This window comes from Natrarchaeobaculum sulfurireducens (assembly GCF_003430825.1).
Classification (GTDB): domain Archaea; phylum Halobacteriota; class Halobacteria; order Halobacteriales; family Natrialbaceae; genus Natrarchaeobaculum; species Natrarchaeobaculum sulfurireducens.
Map to the genome: position 1 here is coordinate 1,837,704 of NZ_CP024047.1, position 17,207 is coordinate 1,854,910.

At 63.5% G+C, this 17,207-nt stretch carries 17 protein-coding genes and 1 tRNA gene; 12 read left to right on the forward strand and 6 right to left on the reverse strand.

Annotation, left to right across the window (positions count from 1 at the left end; translation table 11 throughout):
• Positions 1 to 54: 54 nt before the first annotated feature.
• The 3 genes from AArc1_RS10330 (at position 55) to AArc1_RS10340 (ending at position 3,688) form a co-directional block, all read left to right on the forward strand.
• Complete coding sequence (locus AArc1_RS10330; RefSeq protein WP_117364296.1) at positions 55 to 2,151, forward strand: acetate--CoA ligase family protein; 2,097 nt, start codon at positions 55 to 57, stop codon at positions 2,149 to 2,151.
• Entirely contained in the window at positions 2,148 to 3,287 is a 1,140-nt protein-coding gene (locus tag AArc1_RS10335) for a phosphotransacetylase family protein (RefSeq protein ID WP_117364297.1), read from the forward strand. Before AArc1_RS10330 ends, AArc1_RS10335 begins: the two co-directional genes overlap by 4 nt.
• Positions 3,288 to 3,394: 107 nt before the next feature.
• Positions 3,395 to 3,688, forward strand: a complete 294-nt coding sequence (locus AArc1_RS10340; RefSeq protein ID WP_117365860.1) for a PRC-barrel domain-containing protein — start codon at positions 3,395 to 3,397, stop codon at positions 3,686 to 3,688.
• On the opposite strand, the gene AArc1_RS10345 is transcribed toward AArc1_RS10340, so the two are convergent.
• A complete protein-coding gene (locus tag AArc1_RS10345; protein WP_117364298.1) occupies positions 3,685 to 5,133 on the reverse strand; it encodes a DHH family phosphoesterase in 1,449 nt (482 codons plus the stop codon). The two genes, AArc1_RS10340 and AArc1_RS10345, sit on opposite strands and share 4 nt — an antisense overlap.
• A gap of 166 nt (positions 5,134 to 5,299) precedes the next feature.
• On the opposite strand from AArc1_RS10345, the gene AArc1_RS10350 reads away from it, so the two are divergent.
• Positions 5,300 to 5,373, forward strand: a tRNA-Lys gene (locus tag AArc1_RS10350).
• A gap of 495 nt (positions 5,374 to 5,868) precedes the next feature.
• On the opposite strand, the gene AArc1_RS10360 is transcribed toward AArc1_RS10350, so the two are convergent.
• The gene (locus AArc1_RS10360) at positions 5,869 to 6,117 is read right to left on the reverse strand and encodes a HalOD1 output domain-containing protein (RefSeq protein WP_117364299.1); all 249 of its coding nucleotides are present in this window, start codon (positions 6,115 to 6,117) and stop codon (positions 5,869 to 5,871) included.
• A gap of 244 nt (positions 6,118 to 6,361) precedes the next feature.
• On the opposite strand from AArc1_RS10360, the gene AArc1_RS10365 reads away from it, so the two are divergent.
• The 8 genes from AArc1_RS10365 to AArc1_RS10400 all read left to right on the forward strand — a co-directional run bounded on the left by AArc1_RS10365 (position 6,362) and on the right by AArc1_RS10400 (position 13,101).
• Positions 6,362 to 7,096, forward strand: a complete 735-nt coding sequence (locus AArc1_RS10365; protein ID WP_117364300.1) for a competence/damage-inducible protein A — start codon at positions 6,362 to 6,364, stop codon at positions 7,094 to 7,096.
• Between the two features lie 52 nt (positions 7,097 to 7,148).
• Complete coding sequence (locus AArc1_RS10370; protein WP_117364301.1) at positions 7,149 to 7,811, forward strand: MBL fold metallo-hydrolase; 663 nt, start codon at positions 7,149 to 7,151, stop codon at positions 7,809 to 7,811.
• Between the two features lie 114 nt (positions 7,812 to 7,925).
• On the forward strand, positions 7,926 to 8,519 hold the full coding sequence (gene mobB, locus AArc1_RS10375) for a molybdopterin-guanine dinucleotide biosynthesis protein B (RefSeq protein WP_117365861.1): 594 nt from the start codon (positions 7,926 to 7,928) through the stop codon (positions 8,517 to 8,519).
• A 229-nt stretch (positions 8,520 to 8,748) separates the two neighbouring features.
• Positions 8,749 to 9,696, forward strand: coding sequence for an extracellular solute-binding protein (locus tag AArc1_RS10380; RefSeq protein ID WP_117364302.1), 948 nt, complete (start codon positions 8,749 to 8,751; stop codon positions 9,694 to 9,696).
• On the forward strand, positions 9,693 to 10,514 hold the full coding sequence (locus AArc1_RS10385; protein ID WP_228442311.1) for an ABC transporter permease: 822 nt from the start codon (positions 9,693 to 9,695) through the stop codon (positions 10,512 to 10,514). Before AArc1_RS10380 ends, AArc1_RS10385 begins: the two co-directional genes overlap by 4 nt.
• A 109-nt stretch (positions 10,515 to 10,623) precedes the next feature.
• Entirely contained in the window at positions 10,624 to 11,292 is a 669-nt protein-coding gene (locus tag AArc1_RS10390; RefSeq protein WP_117364304.1) for a helix-turn-helix domain-containing protein, read from the forward strand.
• 258 nt (positions 11,293 to 11,550) lie between these two features.
• On the forward strand, positions 11,551 to 12,318 hold the full coding sequence (locus tag AArc1_RS10395; protein ID WP_117364305.1) for an enoyl-CoA hydratase/isomerase family protein: 768 nt from the start codon (positions 11,551 to 11,553) through the stop codon (positions 12,316 to 12,318).
• Between the two features lie 99 nt (positions 12,319 to 12,417).
• Complete coding sequence (locus AArc1_RS10400; RefSeq protein WP_117364306.1) at positions 12,418 to 13,101, forward strand: hypothetical protein; 684 nt, start codon at positions 12,418 to 12,420, stop codon at positions 13,099 to 13,101.
• 123 nt (positions 13,102 to 13,224) lie between these two features.
• Here AArc1_RS10400 and AArc1_RS10405 read toward each other — a convergent pair whose 3' ends face one another.
• From AArc1_RS10405 to pyrB, 4 genes are all read right to left on the reverse strand, one after another.
• Entirely contained in the window at positions 13,225 to 14,226 is a 1,002-nt protein-coding gene (locus AArc1_RS10405) for a hypothetical protein (RefSeq protein ID WP_117364307.1), read from the reverse strand.
• 328 nt (positions 14,227 to 14,554) lie between these two features.
• Complete coding sequence (locus tag AArc1_RS10410; RefSeq protein ID WP_117364308.1) at positions 14,555 to 15,394, reverse strand: hypothetical protein; 840 nt, start codon at positions 15,392 to 15,394, stop codon at positions 14,555 to 14,557.
• A 263-nt stretch (positions 15,395 to 15,657) separates the two neighbouring features.
• Positions 15,658 to 16,128 (reverse strand): aspartate carbamoyltransferase regulatory subunit, encoded by a 471-nt coding sequence (gene pyrI, locus AArc1_RS10415; protein WP_117364309.1) that lies wholly within the window; start codon positions 16,126 to 16,128, stop codon positions 15,658 to 15,660.
• A complete protein-coding gene (gene pyrB, locus AArc1_RS10420) occupies positions 16,121 to 17,053 on the reverse strand; it encodes an aspartate carbamoyltransferase (RefSeq protein WP_117364310.1) in 933 nt (310 codons plus the stop codon). The genes pyrI and pyrB overlap by 8 nt, the downstream gene beginning before the upstream one ends.
• Positions 17,054 to 17,207: the final 154 nt, after the last annotated feature.

A 17,207-nucleotide genomic window follows, 5' to 3' on the forward strand; every position in this document is an offset into this window, starting at 1 on the left:
CGGGTTTGGGAACGTGAGCGGGCTTTAACTCCTTCCGAAGTGAATCGCCATACGATGGGACGGTTATCTGATCTCTTTGCCCCCGACACTGTCGCTGTAATCGGCGCGACCGACCGCGAAGGCGCGGTCGGCCGGGCAATCCTCGAGAATCTCCAGCTGGAGTTCGATGGGGAGGTCGTGCCGATCAATCCGAACCGCGACGAGATTCTGGGGCTCGAATGTTATCCCGCTGTCGAGTGCGCCCCGCCGGTCGACCTGGCGGTGGTCGTCGTACCGCCGCCGGTCGTCCTCGAGTCGATCGAGGAGCTGGGCGAAGCAGGCACCGAAAACGTCGTCGTTATCACGGCTGGTTTCTCCGAGACCGGTAGTGAAGGTGCCGAACGCGAACAGCAGTTGCGCGAACTCGCCGAGGAGTACGACCTGAACGTCGTCGGTCCGAATAGCCTCGGAATCATGTCGACACCCGTCGGCATGAACGCGACGTTCGGTCCGGAGAGTGCCACTCCGGGGTCGATCTCCTTTATGAGTCAGTCCGGGGCGTTCATCACGGCCGTCCTGGACTGGGCGAACGAACAGGGAATCGGCTTCCGCGACGTCGTCTCACTCGGAAACAAAGCGGTTCTCGACGAGGGCGACTTCGTCAGACAGTGGGGCGAAGACCCCGAGACGGACGTCGTCATCGGCTACCTCGAGGGGATCGACGACGGCGATGACTTCGTTCGAGCGGCCCGCGAGGTCACCGACGAGACGCCGATCGTCCTCGTCAAGTCCGGCCGGACGGACGCCGGCGCACAGGCTGCGTCCTCACATACGGGAGCGATCGCCGGTAGCGAGCGGGCCTACGAGGCCGGGCTCGAGCAGGCGGGCGTCCTCCGGGCGAGTTCAGTCCAGGAGCTGTTCGACTACGCCCGCGCGCTCTCCGGGCTCCCCGAACCGGAGTCCGACGGCGTTGCGGTCGTCACGAACGCGGGCGGTCCCGGCGTGTTGACGACCGACGCAATCGGTGACTCCACACTCGAGATGGCCGACTTCATTGACGAGACGATCGACCGACTGGGCGAGACGATGCCCGACGAGGCCAACGTCTACAACCCGATCGACGCGATCGGCGACGCCGACGTCAGCCGGTTCGCCGACGCACTCGAAATCGCCCTCGATGATCCGAACGTCGGCGCCGCGGTCGTGGTCAGCGCGCCGACGGCGGTGCTCCAGTACGACAAGCTCGCGGAGGTTATCATCGAGAATCGCGAGGCCTACGACAAACCTGTCGTTGCCTGTCTGATGGGTGGCGAACGAGCCCGCGCCGCGGAGGAAGTCCTTCGAGAGTTCGGCATTCCGAACTACTTCGACCCCTCGCGTGCAATCGCGGGCCTCGACGCGCTCGCGCGGTACCGAGACGTTCGGGAGCGAACGTTCGAGGACCCACCCGCCTTCGACGTCGACCGCGAACGCGCACGGGAGATCCTCGCGCGCGCCGAGGGTCGCGACGACAACCGCCTCGGCGTCGAGTCGATGGACCTCCTCGAGGCCTACGGCATCCCGACGCCCGACGGCGAGATCGTCGACGATCCAGAACGCGCCCGCGAAGTGGCCGAGTCGATCGAGGGCGACGTCGTCATGAAGATCGTCAGCCCAGACATCTCACACAAATCGGACATCGGCGGCGTCAAAGTCGGCGTTCCAACCGACGAGGTGTACGACGCCTACGAAGACGTCGTTTCTCGCGCTCGCAACTACCAGCCCGATGCGACCATCTTCGGCGTGCAAGTCCAGGAGATGGTCGACCTCGAGGGAACGACCGAGACGATCGTCGGCATGAACCGCGATCCACAGTTCGGGCCGCTCCTCCTGTTCGGCCTGGGCGGTATTTTCGTCGAGATCCTCGAAGATACGTCGGTCCGCGTGGCACCGATCGACGAGAACGAGGCTGCCGAGATGGTCGAGGAGATCCAGGCCGCGCCGCTGTTACGTGGCGCACGCGGGAGAGATCCCGCCGACGTGGATGCCGTCGTGGAGACGATTCTCCGGCTCTCCCAGCTGGTGACCGACTTCCCGGCGATCCTCGAACTCGACGTGAACCCGCTCGTGGCAGGCCCCGATGGCGTACAGGCGATCGACCTCAGACTCACCGTGGACACGGCAAACCTATGACCGACACCGACACCGATACCGACACGACCACCGACGAACAGCCGGCCGATACGACCACCGACGACGAGCGCACGGACAGCCCACTGCTCGTCGCTTCGCTCGCAGAGAGTACGGGCAAGACGGCAATCACGCTCGCGTTGGCCCAACTCGTCCGCGAAGACGGCGACAGTGCAGGCTACATGAAACCCAAGGGAACTCGCCTCCAGAGCACCGTCGGGAAGACCCTCGACGAAGATCCGATGCTCGCCCGCGAGCTGCTCGAGCTCGACGCCGAGATGCACGACCTAGAGCCCGTGGTCTACTCGCCGACGTTCATCGAACAGGTGATGCGCGGACGTGAAGATCCGGAAGAGCTGCGCGAACGCGTGAGTGAGGCCTACGAGACGCTGGCGGCGGACCACGACCGGATGTTCCTCGAGGGCGGCGGCCAGTACGAGATTGGCGGTATCGTCGACCTCACCGATGCCGACCTCGCTGCGGCCCTCGACGCACAGGTCCTCCTCGTCGCCCCATACGAGGTTCCGGGGGACATCGACGACGTGATGGCGGCGGCACGGTCCTTCGGCGACCGACTGGCCGGCGTCGTCTTCAACGACGTGGCCGACGCCGCCTACGACCAGCTCGAGACCGACGTCGTACCGTTTCTCGAGGGTCGTGGAATCACGGTCTACGGCGTCCTTCCGAGCGAACGCGACCTTTCGGGCGTGACGGTGGCCGACCTCGCCGACGAACTCGGGGCGTCGATGCTCGTCGACGAGGAGACCGACGCCTACGTCGAGCGCTTCGCCGTCGGTGCAATGGGCAGCGACAGCGCGCTTCGACACTTCCGACGGACCAAAGACGCCGCGGTCATCACCGGTGGCGACCGAGCCGACATCCATACGGCTGCGCTCGAGGCACCCGGTGTCCGGTGTCTCATCTTGACTGGCGGCCACCGGCCGTCCGGGGCCATCCTCGGCCAGGCCGCGGAGAAAGGCCTGCCCATCCTCTCGGTCCGGACGGACACGCTGACGACCGTCGAGCGAGCCGAAGACGTCGTCAGAAGCGGTCGCACGCGCGACGCCGAAACCGTCGACCGCATGCAGACGCTCTTGACGGAACACGCCGCCGTCGACGAAATTCTCGGCGTCGAGTGACCGCTCGAAGAGGCTGAGAGTCGGCCGGTACCCGTCGGCTACGAGTCGGGTCCGACGACTGTCACGTCTGACCAAGAATTAAGAGCCAGCCACGCATGGAGTCGGATATGGACGACACTCCGCAGGAGATCACGAGCCTCGTGGGACGCGAGGTGTACTCGAACAGCGGCGTCTTCGTCGGCGACGTCGAAGATATCCAGTTGAACCTAAACGGCGAGGCCGTCACGGGACTCGCACTCGGCAATCTCAACGGTGAACTGTTCCGAGAGGAGGCCCGTGCCGACCAGGGCGTCATCGTGCCCTACCGGTGGGTTCGGGCGGTCGGTGACGTCGTGCTCGTCAATGACGTGGTCGAGCGCGTCCGCGAGCCCGACGAAGAACAGGACGAACTGGTCGCCTAGGAGCCGTTCGATCCTTCCGCGCCGTCGACACCCATCGCGTCGAACAGCGTCCGCTTGACCGCTTCTTCCGTCAACTCGAGCAGCGTGTCTCTCGTGTCCTCGGAGATTTCGATACCCGTGAAGATGCCGAGTGGGATCTCTGCGCTGGCCTGCGTCGAGTGACCCGCCGTCTCACCCATCTCGCCGTAGGCGTCGGCGAGCACTTTCCCGATGTTGATGCGGATGTCCTTCGAGCGGCCGGCGAGGAAGATCGTCTCGTCGGCGATCCCGAAGACGGCAGTCGTGGTCACGCCCTCGAGGTTCAGGAGGTGACTTGCCGCTTGGGTCAGCGCCTCGCGGTCGCGGACGAGGCCTGCGTTCGAGACGAGATGGCTCCCCTGGACGTCGCGGTTGGCGATCGCTTCCGCGAGGACATCGAGCGTCTCGGGAGACATCGACGGCGACTCGACTTGCTCTAAGGTGTCGTGGTTCGCGAACGGATAGAGGTAGGCGGCGGCGGTGAGGTCGGCGGGCGTCGTGTCACGTTTGAAATCCAGGGTTTCAGCGCGGATGCCGTACAGAAGCGCGGTGGCAACCTCCTCTGAAACGTTCATGTCGAACTCCTGGATGTACTTCGTCACGATCGTCGACGTCGAGGACATGTTCGGTCGGATGTCGACGAACCCCGGTTCGATGTCGGTGTCCGGTTCGTGATGGTCGATCAGCAGGTCGACCTCGAGGTCGATCTCGCTCGAGGTCGCGTGGTCGACTAATGCGACGGTGTCGTACACGGACTGGTCTTCGATCTCGTTCCACTGGACGAGATCGATCCCCAGCAGGTTGACGAACGCACGATTTTCCTGGTGGCCCACGTCGCCGAGGTAGACGATATCAGACTCGACGCCGAGGTGGTCGGCGATCGCCTGCATCGCGGCCGCACTCGCGATCGAGTCCGGATCGGGACTATCCTGCGTGACGATCGCCAGTCGCGAACCGGTCCGCTCGATCAACGTGGCGAGTTGCCCCGCGTTGTACTCGAGTTCGCCGGACTCGAGGGCGCGCAGTGCCGAGTCGGCGATCACCGACGAAGGATTGATCACGATGTCTGCACCCAGTTCACCGAGTTCGTCTCCGGAGACGGGATCGCTCGCGCGCGCAACCACGAACTGCTCGTCGTTGTTCTCGCGGATGTGCTCGAGCGCCCGTTTGTTCGACTCGACGTCCGAGGCGAGAATGAGGACGACGTTCCGGTCGGCGACGAGGTTGGCGATCTCGGACTCACGAATGTCGGCCGCACGCGCGTCGAGGTCCTGGTCGCGAAGCGATTCGACGCGGCTCTCGTCGCGGTCGACGATGAGGACGTCTTTTCCTTGTTCGACGAGTTCTTCAGCGACGGCGTAGCCGACGCTCCCACAGCCCAAGATAGCGTAGTCAGAAATCGACGAGATCGTAACCCCCGTGCTCATGGACTGTGTGCTCGAACCGACAGCACTTAACGCTCCCGAAGACTTTCACGCCGACCTGTTCCGGATGTCGTCGTCAGATCGGCCGCAAGCATGGTCGTGGCCTGCCCTGACACGGCGGAACCCAAGGGAAACGTATTTTACTGCCCGTCCAAAAGTCGGAGGTACAGGGCCGGTAGCTCAGTTAGGCAGAGCGTCTGACTCTTAATCAGACGGTCGCGTGTTCAAATCGCGCCCGGCCCGTATTCTCGCCGCGAGCAAGTCCGCGAGCGGCGAGTCTCGGAACCGGCGGGGTTTGAACGCAGGGAGGGTGCGCGCAGCGAGAGCGCGGTCGCTCTGCGAACGCGATTGCGAACGGCGACGCCGTGAGCGAGCACATCCGACCGTGTGTTCAAATCGCGCCCGGCCCGCTTTCGACACGAACAACTTCGTGGGTGGCAAAACGGTCTCGCGTTGTAGTAGACGAGTCGCAGTCCGCACAGCCGAGCGAGGCGAGCAGGTACGTCTCGGCGCAGTTCACAGTCGCACCTAGCCCGCTTCACGACCTCCTCGGCCGAGCTATGTGGTCGGACGGTTCGTCCGATATGGAACTAATGGAGACCACACAGTTCCTTGCGGTGTCGACCGACAGTACGCGGTGTCCGAACTGACCCACACAGATGAGGCGCTCAGACTGCCATCTACAGCACCCACAGTAGCGACCACCGTTCGGGGCGAACGGACTGAAAGACTGGTGTTCTATTCGGTTCGGATAGAGACCTCGAGGCCGTCGCGAACGACGACGGTCATGCCGTGGTAGGAGAATTCGACGCGGAGCGTCTCGGACGATCGCTGTTCGAACGACTCGAACAGGCTGTCGAGCGCCTCGGGATCGACGGCATCGTAGAGGGGTGGCAGTTCTGTCGGTCTGGTTCCTGTAACGGCGGCAACGGTGTCGATGATGGCCGCCGTTGCAGTCTTGTTCTCGCTAAACTCGTATTCGATCATGAGTGACGACGGATGTACCATAGCGTGAGACAGCCGACAAAGTCGGCCCGGATGACTGTATGGCGGAAGGCCATTCACTCGTATAAAAATCCACTTATCTCTGTCTGAATCCCTGATGGATGATCGTCCGCTATTGGCGGCTATACGTGATCGCTCGGGCGACCTGGAGTGGACGCTCGAGGACTGACTGTGGCCGACCGTTCCGACACGATGCTTATCAGAGCAGCGCTCCTCACCACGGTCGATGGACGTCGCACTCCTCACCATCGGTGACGAAGTCCTCGCGGGGGATACCGCGAACACGAACGCGACGTGGCTCGCGAGTCAAATCTCCGACCGTGGCTCGTCCGTCGTCCGGATTTTGACCCTTCCGGACGACCAGCGGCTGATCGCCGAGACGGTTCGCGAGTGGTCCGGGGTCTTCGACGCCATCGTCGTTACTGGCGGACTCGGTGGGACCCACGACGACGTCACCGCAGCCGCAATTGCGGCGGCATTCGACCGGCCGCTTACCGTCGATGACGCCGTGCGTGAGGACGTCGTCGCCACCGTTGCAGCGTACCGCGGGCTCGAGCCGGACGCTGTCACCGCCGACGACCTCGAGTTAGACGTCGACGCCTGGGCCGCGCTTCCGGCAGGCTGTCGGCCGCTCGTGAATCCTGCGGGCCTGTGTCCGGGGTGCGTCCTCGGGAACGTCTATGCGTTCCCCGGGGTTCCCTCGGAGATGAAGGCACTGTTCGAGTCCGTAGCTATTGAGTTCGAGGGAAACGGCGTCTCTCGGACGATCTATACGTCACAGCCCGAGGCGTCGATGATAGGGGCGATCGCGGGCGTTCGTGAACGGTTCGACGTGACCGTGGGAAGCTATCCTGGAACGGAGGCGAACAACCGCCTGAAAGTGACGGGAACTGATCGGGCAGTCGTCGACGCCGCCGTACGGTGGCTGGGCGACCGAATCGACGTCGTTGCCGACGAGTGACGCTGGCAGATGGGGGAGTTACAAGTTCGTCGCTCGCGTACCCCGAAGTACCATGATAGTCGAGTACGGCGATCTCACGTTCGAGCGCCTCGGGCACGCGAGCATTCGCATCGAAACCGAGGACGGTACCGTGATCTACGTCGATCCGTGGAGTGACGTACTCGAGGACGAATCGAGTGATGGCAACGTCGTTTTCGTGACTCACGACGACTTCGACCATTACGATCCAGCGGCCATCGAGGCAGTCGCAGGCGACGATGCCACCGTCGCCGTCTACGAGGCGGTCGACACGAGCGACCTGCCGTTCGACGTCGAGGACCTCCCCCACGAGGGAGAGACGACCGTGGCCGGAATCGAGGTCGAGTCGGTGCCCGCGTACAACGATCCCGAGGGCGAGCACGTCGACGACGGCCAGCCGTTCCACGCCGAGGGTGAAGTGATCGGACTGGTGCTCGAGATCGGCGACACGAGCGTTTTCGTCCCGTCCGATACGGACTTCCTCGACCATCACGAGTCGATCACGGCGGACGTATTCGTCCCACCGATCGGCGGCCACTTCACGATGGACCGCCACGAGGCCGCCGACTTCTCCCGGAGCGTCGACCCCGAACTGGTACTGCCAGAACACTACGATACGTTCGAGCCGATCGAAACCGACGCGGAGGCGTTTGCCGAAGAACTCGAGCGCGACGGGATCCGGGTCGAACTGTTCTGAGCGTTCGACACCCAAGGGCTATCGTTCGGTGCTGTGTATCTCCGCTGTGGCCATCACAGCCGACTCACGATCGAGAGTGCTCGAAGAACGCCCGTCGGTGGGGGCCGTTCGCCGATGAGGGTCGTCTGTCTCGCCGGTCCGAGCGACTCGGGTAAGACGACGCTCGTCGAAGAACTCGTCCCACGACTCACCGACCGTGACGTACGCGTGGCGACGATAAAGTCGATTCACCACGACGTCGAGATCGACACGCCGGGCGCTGACACGCACCGCCACCGGACCGCGGGCGCGGAGACGGTGATCGGGATCACTCCCGAACTCACCTTCGACATCAGCACGCGGGCGAAGCGAACCCCACCGCCGTTGCCAGACGGCGCGACCGACGGTGGGCTTCTCGCGGCAGATCCAGACGATCCCGAACTCGAGGCACTGGTATCGACACTGGCCCGGCTCGAGCGTCGGGGATACGACACGGTACTCGTCGAGGGATTTACCGCTGCGCCCGTCCCGACGGTTCTGGTGGGCGACGGTGACCCCGAAAACGTAGGCGGCGAGGTGATCGGGCGCGGAAGCGACGCCCTCGAGGCGCTCGTGGCGAAGATTTGTGACCTCGAGGAACTGTCCTTTTCCGAAACCGGCGACGCCACTGGATCTCCCGAGGACTCGTCTGATTCGACAACGCGACCGGCGTCGAACGCCGACGAGTGAGCTTCGGTCGGATCGGCGGTCGGTTGCTACCGCCGATGTGTGGGGTTCGGCGGCCGGACTGTCACTCGCGTCGTGATCCACTGCCGAACTGTACCCGTCCTCGAGGCCCGGCCGTTCACAGCGACTCACGCCGTCGACCACGCTGGAGTTCGAAACCGCTTCCAATCACGTTCCAGCTCTCTGGGAACCTTGGGCAGTTATATCGCTACTGAGGATCGAATCATCGTACATGGGGACGCGTGGCGACGAGGCTCGAGCGACCCACAGCCGACGGTCGGTCCTCGCCGCGGCGGCGGGCGTCGTCGGGCTCGCGGGGTCGGCCAGCCTGCTTGCTGGACGCGATCGGATCCGTGTACTCGCCGCGGGGAGCCTCGCGGCCGCCCTCGAGGACCGGATCGGGCCCGCGTTCGAAGCGGCGACGGACGTCCGCGTCGACGGCGAGTACCTCGGGACGAACGCGATCTTGCGACTGATCGAACGCGGCGACACGCTGCCGGACGTCGTGATCGGGGCCGACGTCTCGCTGGTTCGGGACCGACTCGTCCCCGAGCACGCTCGCTTCGACCTCGAGTTCGCGACGAACGAGGTCGGGATTGCGTACGATCCGGAGACGGACGTCGGAAGTCGACTCGCGGCCGACGAGCCGTGGCACGAGGTGCTGGCAGCCGCCGACGCGGGGGCGATCGGAATCAGCGATCCCGACCAGAACCCGCTGGGCTACCGCGCGGTCCACCTGTTCGAGCTGGCCGAACGCGAACACGACCGCTCCGGTTTCCGGGATGTGATGCTGGAGCGGTCGTCAGTCGACGGACAGGAGGGACAGCTTCTCGGTGGCCTCGAGGCCGGTAACCGTGCGTGTGCTATCAGCTACCGGAACATGGCCGCCGACCGTGATCTCCCGTTTTATGCGTTACCGACAACCTACAACTTCGCCGATCCAGCTTTCGAGGACGTCTACGCGACTGCCAGCTACACGACAGCCGACGGTCAGACAGTCACTGGTTCGCTGGTCAGCTATACCGCGACTGTTCTCGACCGTGCGACCGAACCGGAAAACGGCCAGCGTTTCGTGGCGTTTCTCGGTGAGCGACCCTCGTTGCTCGAGGGGGCCGGACTGGAAGTCCCCGAATCCCTGCCCCGGCCGTCGGGGGACTTCCCGGAGGCGATCCAGCCGTGAGCAGCGGAGTTGGATCGTTCGGTGCGGGGCTAAAGCGGACGACACCGTCTCACCCGCTCGCGATCTCGGTTGTCCTCGGCGGGCTGTTGCTCGCGTACTTCGTCGTGCCGTTGGTTGCGTTCCTCGCTCGAGCGGGCGCAGTCGACGTCGCCGGCGAGCTTACCGATCCCGTCGTGCTCGAGGCGATCGGAACGTCGCTCGTGACTGCACCGATTTCGACGGCGATTGCGACGGTCTTCGGTGTTCCGCTGGCGTACGCCCTCTCGCGAGGAAATTTTCGTGGGAAGCGACTGGTGGAGGTGCTCGTCTTGCTCCCGCTGGTGGTCCCGCCGGTCGTCGGCGGTGCGATGTTGCTCACGGTCGTCGGTCGGTTCACGCCGATCGGCGCCGCGGCGGCGAGTCTCGGCGTCCCGCTGACTGACAGCCACCTCGGCGTGATCCTCGCACAGACGTTCGTCGCCGCGCCGTTTCTGGTCGTCACTGCACGGGCGGGCTTCGACGAAGTCGACGAACGACTCGAGGAGGCCGCCCGGACGATGGGCTATAGCCCGCTCGAGACCGTCCGACTGGTCACGCTGCCGCTTTCGAGAACCGCCATCGCTGCGGGCATCGTCCTCACGTTCGTTCGAGCGATCGGCGAGTTTGGCGCGACGATGATGGTGGCGTACAACCCGCGGACGATGCCGACGCGGATCTGGGTCTCGTTCGTCTCGTACGGACTGGACGCTGTCGTTCCCATCGCGCTCGCGTTGCTCGCGATTACGCTTGTCGTCGTCCTCGCCGTGCAGGTGCTCATCGGAACCTATAGTAGTCACTGAAACACATGCGGAAAGAAATGTGTAACGGGAGCGAAAGTCGATTTTGTCGGCGCTAATCTTGTTGGAAGTGGGGTTAATGCGATCGTCGTGATACCCGTATACGAGATTCATGACTTCAATCGCAGACATCGAGATTCCGGCCGACGGAACCGGGTTGGGCGAGCTCTTCGAGACGGTACCATCACTGAACTGTGAGATGGAGCGCGTCATCGCCTCGAGCGGCCACGGCCTGTGGCTTTCGGGGGCTCCACAGGACGACGTCGAGGACGCGCTGGACGAAGCCTCGGCGATCGGTCGGTACTCGCTGATCAGCAGCGACGACGACCGCTGGCTGTACGACCTCGAGTTCGACCCCGACACGGTCGACGTTTTCGAAGTCGTCCTCGAAGAGGGCGGAACCGTCCTATCGGCGTCGGCATCGAACGGCAACTGGCTAATCAGCATTCGCGTCGTCGACCGCGAGAGCGTCAGTTCGCTCTACGACCGACTCGTCGCCGACGACGTCTCGCCGACGATCGTCCGACTGTACGACGTAGCCGAGGAGAGCCACTCCCAGTGTGGACTCACCCCGCGCCAGTACGAGACGCTGGTGGCGGCGATCGACCACGGCTACTTCGAGATTCCTCGAGAGGTCTCGATGCAGGAACTCTCGGAGGAACTCGATATCTCCCATCAGGCGCTGTCCGAGCGGCTTCGTCGTGCGTACCGCGCGCTGGTGACTTCGGAACTCAACGTCGCCGAAGAGGAGACCACCGCCCCGCCGATCCCGTCGAACTGACCACGAACAGCCCGTCCGAACGCCCGCCTGAACCGAATCGGTCGATCAGCACGACGCCGTTTTCAGTTTTCGACGCCCCAACGCCGTCCGAGAGCCGTGGGTCCACCTCAGTGTTGTGAGGCCATTGTAGTGCCACGGGGGCGTCTCAGAGCCGTGCGTCCCCTCTCAGTGGCTCGAGGCGTATCGAGTGGCCGTCCACCGACGTGTCATTGACGGAACCGGTACAACCAGTACCCGGGGGCCCTAGCCTCGAGTCGTATGCACGTCGAACACGACGACGGCGTCCTGCGCCTCACGTTCGATCGCCCGAACGTCCTGAACGCACTGACCCGCGAGGTCGTCACCGAGATGGCCGACGAAATCGAAGCCGCAACGCCCGACGACTACCACGCGATCGTCATCACCGGCGAAGGCGACGCCTTTAGCGCCGGCGGCGACCTCGAGATGCTGTCGGAAGAACCCGCCTCGCCACAGGCGGCCTACACCGAAGTGACTGCCACGTTCGGCCGACTGGTCGAGGCCATGTTCGAGTGTCCCGTCCCCATCGTCGCGAAGGTCAACGGCGACGCCGTGGGTGCCGGGCTCGCACTCGTCGCGCTGTCGGACATCGCCTACGCCGAGGAGGACGCGACGTTTTCCTGTGCGTTCGTCCGCGTCGGACTGATTCCCGACACCGGTGGGACGTTCATGCTGCCGCACATCGTCGGTCTGCGGGCTGCGAAGAAGCTCGCGTTCACCGGCGAGTTCTTCGACGCCGAGCGGGCGGCCGATCTCGAGTTAGTCAACGAAACCGTCTCCGCCGACGAGCTCGACGAGCGAGTGGCCGAGACCGTCGACAGGTTGAGCCGACGCCCGACCGACGTCATCGGGATGATGAAACAGGCGATGCACGAGAACATGGCCCGCCACTGGGCAGAAGCACTCGACTACGAGAACACACTCCAGGTCCAGGCCCGAGCCTCCGATGCTCACGAGGAAGGCGTCGCCGCTTTCCTCGAGGGACGCGAGCCGGAGTTCAACGAGTAGTTCGACCCATCGGTCGGTGACGCTGTCTGGTTGTGTTTTCGTCCGCAAGCCACCGCAAGCAACACCGTTGTGATCCGCATTGCCGTTCGTCGTAACGCAATGACTCACGAGTTCACCAACGATGACATCGGGAAGACAGTTATCAACGCAAACGACGAGGAGGTCGGCATCGTGGCGGACGTCGAACACGGTACAGCTCACGTCGAACCCGATCCGGGAATCGCAGACACGATCAAGGCGAAACTCGGCTGGGGCGGAACGGACGAGAACGCCTATCCACTCCAGGAGGGATCGGTGGCACAGGTTACCGACGACGCGGTCCACCTCCGGAGCGACCTGTCCGGAACCGGGACGGACGCCGGAACGACCGGCAGGACAACCACGGATACGGATCCAACTGGCGGCCGGACCGACACCGACATCGATACCGACGAGACAACCGGCACCGACGTCGGCGCCGGGACGACCGGCAGTGCTGGAGCCGGGACGACGGATCACGGGACCGACATCGGCGACGACCTGATCGGTGACGACGATGAGGGGCTACTGGACGATGATGAGGGCCTGATGAACGACGACGATGAGGGCCTGATGAACGACGATGATGAGGGCCTGATGAACGACGACGATGAGGGCCTGATGAACGACGATGATGAGGGCCTGATGGACGACGATGACGACGACCTGATCGGTGATGACGACGAGGGTCTACTGGACGACGATGATGAGGGGCTAACCGACGACGATGACGACGATGACCTGATCGGCGACGAGGGATACTGATTCTTCGAGCGACCCTCGAGAATTCTTTACGCGACGAGCCGTCAGATTTCGCGTTTCGGTGACCCACCAATATTCAAGTAGTCTGGAACGTCTCGAGTGGCCCCGCTGTTCTTCGGTGGGTTCTTACTCCGATCCTGGGTCCTGCCCTTCGCGCTCGGCCTGGATTCGCTCGCCTGCTTGAGGCGACCGCTCCGGTCGGCTCCCCTGCCCCTGTGGTACCGGTCGGCGCTGGGCTTGCTGTTGGCCCCCGTGCTGTTGGCCCTGTTGTTCCCCGCGCTGTTGGTCCTCGCGTTGGCTGCCTCGTTGGTCCGGCGCGCCGTGTGTCGACTCCTGGCCGAATCGTTCCTGTCTGGCCGACCCCTCATATGCCCGCTGCTGGGTGACCCACTCGCCGGTCTGTGGATACGGTTGTTGCTGTTGCCCTCGCTGACGGTCCTGCTGTTGGTCCTGTCGGGATTGTACCTGGCCTTGCTGTGATTGTCTTTGCTGACGGTCCTGTTGTTGGCCCTGCTGTGGTTGTACCTGGCCCTGTTGCGATTGCCCGTGGCGCTGCTGTCCCTGCTGTTGGCTCTGTGGTTGCCAGTCCTGCTGTTGGCCCTGGTTCGACTGGGCCTGTGGGCGTTGCATCTGGCTCCCTCGCTGTTGTTGCTGGGTACGCTGCTGGCCACGGCCACCGAACTGCTGTGGCTGTTCGGTCTGCTGTCGGCCCTGACCACCCATCTGCTGGGCTCGCTCGCCACCCTGTTCGCTCATTTCCCGGGCCTGTTCGCCCATCTGTTGGGCCTGCTGGCCGAACTGTTCGGTCATCTGCTGGCCCTGCTCACTGGCCGCCTGTACGCCCTTCTCGAGCGCCCGTTCCATCTCCGGCATGACTGCCTGCATCCCCTCGAGATAGCTCTCGAGCATCGTTTCCGTCATCTCCTGGGCCGGCCCGGCTCCCATCATCGACCTGGTTAGCTCCATTCCCTGTTGCTGGGCGGTCTGTTGCCACTTCAGCGCACTCAGTGTCATTTGTGCCATATTCTGCTGGAGGTCCAGCAGCTGCTCGATCGCCTGCTGGCCCTGGTTCATCGTCGTTTCGTGCATCTCGCTGGTCGGGTTCGTCTCTCCGTGTTCGTCTGTCATGGTTGGTACTCGAGGATCAGGATCGCCGATCGACAGGCACCGCTCCGATCCGTTGGTCGACGACGAACGGCCGATCCTCGTTAGTAACTGCCGGCAACCGAGAGCGGAATAAAAGTCCGCGTCGGTTGCATCGAGAAGCACTCCCCCAACCGGCTGAAACGCTGGGTGCGATTTGACTTTCGCTGACGTACTCCCTATAGGAGACTCAAGCCGGCGCACTCGAGGACAGCCTCGAGAGACGAAGTGCCCCCCTTCGGACCGAGTAACAGTCGCTAGTCGCAGCCGACACTCCCGTAATAAGGGGTTACTGTGGCGCTGGAGTCTCCGATCAGGACTCAGAACTCGGTTCGCCGTGGGTGACGCCGTCTCGTGCGTCGGCTTGCATGCGGCGCAATGCGGCGCGTGCGTTGCCCGATTCGTAGCCGAAGAACACGTTCTCGCCGTACGCATCGGCGACCTCGGCGGCGTGAATCAGGTTATCGAGGTCGACGTTTACGGCGTACAACTCGATATTAAACGGCGTCTCGAGCGCCGTCTGGAAGCCTTTGGCGATCGTCTCGAGCCAGTAGGTCGTCTCGTAGGCCGTATCGTACAGTGGGACAACGAACTCGTCGACGAAGGGTTCGACGGCCTCGAGGTCGATACCCGCGCGCTCATAGAGGTGGCCGGGGTAGGGATCGGGATAGAGTGTCATGTAGACGGTGCCGGGGATGCGACTGGCGGCTGCCTCGACGAACTCGGTGATGACGTTCGCGCGCCACTCGAAGCGGTCGTCGTACTCGCTTCCTTCGAACGCCTGTTCGCAGACGCCACACCGACAGTACTCCGCGCGCGGGAACCCGATGTCGTCGAGTCGGACGTCTTCGTTCGCGGCGACGCAGTCGTCGATGATCTCGAACAGGCCCTCACGATAGTCCGCTCGAGAGGGGCAGATGTACGCCCAGTCGAAGTACTTTCGGTCGCGCGTGGCTGGTCGGCCGAAGTCGTCGACGGGGACGAGCGATGGATCGGCATCGGCGGCCGCGTTGTCGCCGAAACACGAAACCATGTTCACGCCGTGGTCGATCGGATCGGCGGACCGTCCGGTTACGTCTTTGACCTCGTAGAATCCGCGGTCGAACTCCGGCCACTCGATCTCTTCTGCGTTGCGCGTGACGACGCCGTACATACCTCAAGGTACGGCGCCGTCCCACTAAGCCGTTCGGAACGGGGGCGTTCGGTGGTGCTATTCGATCGGATCGTAGTCGACTTCGACGTCAGAAGAACCGCTGGTAAGGACCTTCCAGAGGACGGCGACGACGATCAGGGCGATCAGAACTTTGACTGTCCGTGACATATCCGAGTGGATATTGGATGGATGCCCACTTAGATATTCTGGATAGTATCCGCACACAGAGGGTCGTTCGCGATAGCTATCGGGGTCGGGGAGCCTCAGGTCTCGATCAGCGACGCGATCTCCTCGCGGACGATCGTCCCACAGTACGAACAGCGAACGCCGTCGCTGAGTACCTCGAAGCGCGAGTCGACGGGTTCGTCGCCGGTCGTGATACAACCAGGGTTTGGACACGAGAGTACACCTTCGACGACGTCAGGACGGTCGACGCGTGACTTCTCGACGACCTCGTACTCGCGGACGATGTTGATCGTCGCATCGGGTGCGATCAGCGAGAGAACGTCGACTTCGTCCTGGCTCAGCTCGCGACCCTCGACCTTGACGATGTCCTTGCGGGCGAGTCGGTCCGACGGGACGTTCATCCCGACCGAGACCTCTTCGCCCTCGCTGCCGTCGATGCCGAGGATCGCGAGAACGTTCAGCGCCTGGCCGCCGTGGACGTGATCGATGACGGTCCCGTTGTGGATCTTGCTGACGCGCAGCTTGTGATCGTCCGCACCGTTACTCATCGTTCTCACCTCCGCTTTCGAGCAGCATATCGAGCAGGGCCATCCGAACCGGGACGCCGTTGTGTGCCTGCTCGAAGTAGGCGGCGTAGTCGGTGTCGTCGATCTCGGGGGCGATCTCGTCGACCCGTGGCAGCGGGTGCATCACTGTCAGGTCGTCGCTCGCGTCCTCGAGCGTCTTGGCGTCGATCTGGTACTCACCGGCGACCTGCTGGTACTCGTTTTCGTCGGGGAACCGCTCGCGCTGGATTCGGGTCACGTAGAGCACGTCGAGCGACGGGAGGACCTCTTCGATGGAGTCGTGTTCGCGGATCTGGGTGCCACCTTGTTGCTGGTGGAGATCGTAGACGACTTCGCGGGGTAACTGGAGGCTTTCGGGGCTGATAAAGTGCTGGCGGGCGTCGAAGTTCGACAGCGCGTACGCCAGCGAGTGGACCGTTCGTCCGTATTTCAGGTCGCCCATGATGCCGATCGTCAGGTCCTCCAGGCCGGCGTTCTCCCGGATCGTATAGAGGTCGAGCATCGTCTGTGATGGGTGGTGTCCAGCGCCGTCGCCAGCGTTCACGAGGGGGACGTCGACGTACTCGCTGGCCATCTTTGCGGCGCCCTGCTGAGGATGTCGCAAGACGAGCGCGTCGGCGTAGCCCTCGATGACCCGGACCGTGTCGGCGAGCGTCTCGCCTTTCTTGACGCTCGAGGACTCGATCGAGCCCATGTCCACGACGTCGCCGCCGAGTCGCTTCATGGCGGTCTCGAAGCTCATCTTCGTCCGCGTGCTCGGTTCGAAAAAGAGGAGTCCGAGCAGCCGCCCCGCGTGTCGGTCGGCGACGCGTTCAGGATCGGCGTCGATTTCGGCCGCCCGATCGAGAACCAGTTCGACGTCCTCGCGCGAGAGTTGTTTGCTCGTGATGAGGTGATCGTGACGCATTCGTCTGTGAACGTGCCTGCTATCGTCTTGAATCTCCCGCTCGACGTCGAACGTCGGCCGGACCCCGATTCGTTCGGATCGTAGAACAGTCAAAAAAGACGAATATACATCGTTACCAAAGAGTTATGCGGGCAGTTCAGAAACAGTTCGGTAC